Below are 3,004 nucleotides of genomic sequence, written 5' to 3'. Positions count from 1 at the left end.
GTTACCGTCGTCAGTCATGCAAACACGGATGGCTACAGGGCTTACAACGACGAACTTCCAAAAGTAAGACACATTGTTAGCAAGCTGTATACACAGCGTATTGAGCGTGCACATCTGACACTGCGTAACCGATTGCAACGGTTCAATCGCAAGACGCCCGGATATTCAAAATCATCCGAAATGCACGATAGGATCATCGGTACTTACATCGAACGCGAGTACTATGTTTGATGCTACATCAACTTATTGAATACACGACCCGTTGGCAGGCCAACCTCATATCAGCGTGCGCCAGTTGGCTGACGAACCCTTTGTGTTTTTTGCCCGGGAAGTGGGAACAGCGTTATATGACGAAATCCTTCGTTTGCTGAAAAATTATGCCATTGATCCCTACATTACACAGGAAGTCGGGGAAGCGATGACCATTGTGGGATTAGTGTCGGCGGTGCTGGGCGTTTCAATTCTGCCAGCATCCTTTTTATGTATCTCCGTGGATGGCGTTAAATACGTGCCGCTCAGTGAACCGGATGCCACTACGGAAGTGTGGCTAGTAACATCGCGTCGTGCGGCACTTAATCCTGCGGCAAACACGTTGATTTCATTTATGTTGGAACAGGATACGGGGAAATATGTGCACCAAATTACAAAATGAATCAAAGAGTTGACGCAATTCACTAAAAGCCCCACCATACCCGCAGTTTTTTTATTTTGCAGCGTGAAAAATACTCATTGATGCTAAGAACCTTCGCTGCAAATCACCTTATGCATCAGCGAACGCTCAGCGTGGCAATTCGTAGACAGTAGGAGCCGTTTTGTGATTGCGGATGGTCAACCCGGACATATCGATCAAATTAAGCAAATGAACGCCGGTGCGGTATACCGGCTCATTGACCTGCACGGCACCGTATCTCGCATTGAATTATCAAAACTGGCCCAATTGGCCCCAGCCAGTATCACCAAGATCGTGCGCGAATTGATGGAAGCGCATCTGGTGAAATAGACAGAGTACTAGGATGTCGGCAGCCGTGGTCGTCCTGCGATTGGATTATTGCTGGATACCGATGCCTGGCACTACCTATCAGTCAGGATTGGCCGTGAGGAGATCACGCTGTCGCTGCGCGATCTCAGTAATTCTCTGGTTGTTGAGGATTGCGTCAACCTGCCGAGCGACCATCCGCAACCGCTGCTGGAATGCATCCTGCACGAAGTCGACCAGTTTTTTATTCGTCATCAACGCAAACTGGAGCGGCTAATGGCAATCGCCATTACGTCGCCGGGCATGGTCGATGCTGTCGCTGGGATTATTCACCGCATGCCATTTTATGCAGTCGAGGAGATGGCGTTAGGTCCGGCGTTAGAAAGCCGCACCGGATTACCAGTCTTCCTACAGCACGACATTTACGCTTGGACCATGGCCGAAGCGATGTATGGCGCCGCGCGGGGTTCGCAAAACGTTATCTAGATTGTTATCGATCACAATGTCGGCGCTAGGGTCATCACCGGCGGCCACTTACTCCATGTGGGCAGCCGTAATCTGGTTGAAATCGGCCATACCCAGGTCGATCCCTACGGCAAGCGCTGCTATTGCGGTAATAACGGCTGTCTGGAAACCGTTGCCAATATTGAAAGCATGCTCGAGCTGGTGGCGCAACAGCGCCTGAATGGTTCGATGAGCTCATTGCTGAACGGTTCACCGCTTACCGTAGAGACGTTCTGCGATGCCGCGCTGAGAGGGGACCAATTAGCCAAAGACGTTATTAACGGAGTTGGCAACAATGTGGGCCGTATCGCGGCTATCATGGTTAACCTTTTCAATCCGGACAAAATTCTGGTTGGATCTCCCTTAAATAAGGCCGCGAGTATTCTGCATCCAGCGACCCTGGATTGTGTTCGACAATCATCTTTGCCTGCCTACAGCCACAATATACAGGTGGAATCTACTGCGTTTTATAATCAGGGTACCATGCCGGGCGCGGCGCTGGTCAAAGAGGCGTCGTACAACGGTTCGCTGCTGGTGAAACTGTTGCAAGGCTTATGTGGCACAAAAATTTATAAAACGTTTCATGAATTACAAAACATTGCGCTAACGCAAGCAATGCCTGAAGTACATCACCTAGACTTTCACTATTGGAAGTCTTTTTGCTGTGTTTTTTATTTTCAGGTGGGACCTCCGGAGCTTATATCCATGTTAACGCGTCTTTTTGTTACAGGTACCGATACTGCCGTGGGAAAAACGGTGGTGTTACGCGCATTATTGCAGTCGCTTGCTCAAAGCGGAAAATCAGTTGTCGGCTACAAGCCGGTTGCTAAAGGGTGCGTGGAAACCGAAGAGGGACTACGCAATAAATGTGCGCTGCTGTTGCAAGAGGCGTCAACGGTGGCGTTACCTTACGATCATATCAATCCTATAGCGCTGCGTGAGGATGAAATCAGCGCGAGCCAGCATGCGATTGACTATTGCGCTATGACGCAAGGCTTGCAGCACCTTTGCGGTATGGCAGATATGGTTGTTGTCGAAGGCAGTGGTGGATGGCGTACGCTAATGAATGATTTGCGCCCCTATTCTGAATGGGTGGTGCAAGAGCAGTTGCCGGTTGTCCTGGTCGTCGGCATTAAATTGGGTTGTATTAGTCATGCACTGCTGACTGCACAGGCCATAATCAATGATGGCTTGCCTTTATTAGGGTGGGTGGCGAACCGAATCAACCCTGGGTTGGAAAATTATGCAGATATCATTACGGCGCTGCGTAAGAAAATTTCCGCACCACAGTTAGGGGAACTTCCGTATTTACCGCGAGCAGAGAAACGCGATCTCTCTGGCTATATTGATCTCTCTTCTATTCGTTATTAATTTATCCATCACTGGCTTTGTTGAATAATAGGGAATAATGCTGTTATGACACGCCTGTTTTGGATTAAAATGCTGATCGCTCCGGGATGCATCACCACGCTCTGGATTTAACATACTGATTTTACGTCAAGGGAATCCGCAGCCTTTATGGCT

3 protein-coding genes and 2 pseudogenes are annotated in these 3,004 nt (G+C 49.1%); 4 read left to right on the top strand and 1 reads right to left on the bottom strand.

The window, feature by feature from the left end; all coding sequences use genetic code 11:
- From QZ506_RS01955 to bioD, 4 genes and pseudogenes are all read left to right on the top strand, one after another.
- A partial coding sequence (locus QZ506_RS01955) for an IS1 family transposase (protein WP_291968664.1) occupies positions 1-231 on the top strand: 231 nt, incomplete at its 5' end.
- A 49-nt stretch (positions 232-280) separates the two neighbouring features.
- Positions 281-652, top strand: a pseudogene (locus QZ506_RS01950) (LysR family substrate-binding domain-containing protein); the annotation flags it as partial.
- Between the two features lie 162 nt (positions 653-814).
- Positions 815-2,032: pseudogene (locus QZ506_RS01945) on the top strand (ROK family protein); the annotation flags it as partial.
- Between the two features lie 153 nt (positions 2,033-2,185).
- Positions 2,186-2,851 (top strand): dethiobiotin synthase, encoded by a 666-nt coding sequence (gene bioD, locus QZ506_RS01940; RefSeq protein WP_291968666.1) that lies wholly within the window; start codon positions 2,186-2,188, stop codon positions 2,849-2,851.
- Here bioD and QZ506_RS01935 read toward each other — a convergent pair.
- Positions 2,789-2,965, bottom strand: a complete 177-nt coding sequence (locus QZ506_RS01935) for a hypothetical protein (protein ID WP_291968661.1) — start codon at positions 2,963-2,965, stop codon at positions 2,789-2,791. The two genes, bioD and QZ506_RS01935, sit on opposite strands and share 63 nt — an antisense overlap.
- Between the last annotated feature and the right edge of the window lie 39 nt (positions 2,966-3,004).

Origin of the sequence: Candidatus Symbiopectobacterium sp., from assembly GCF_020054415.1 — a bacterium.
In the GTDB taxonomy this organism is placed as follows: Bacteria; Pseudomonadota; Gammaproteobacteria; order Enterobacterales; family Enterobacteriaceae; genus Symbiopectobacterium.
Note: the sequence above shows the minus strand (reverse complement) of the source record. Positions and strands in the feature narration are given on the sequence as shown.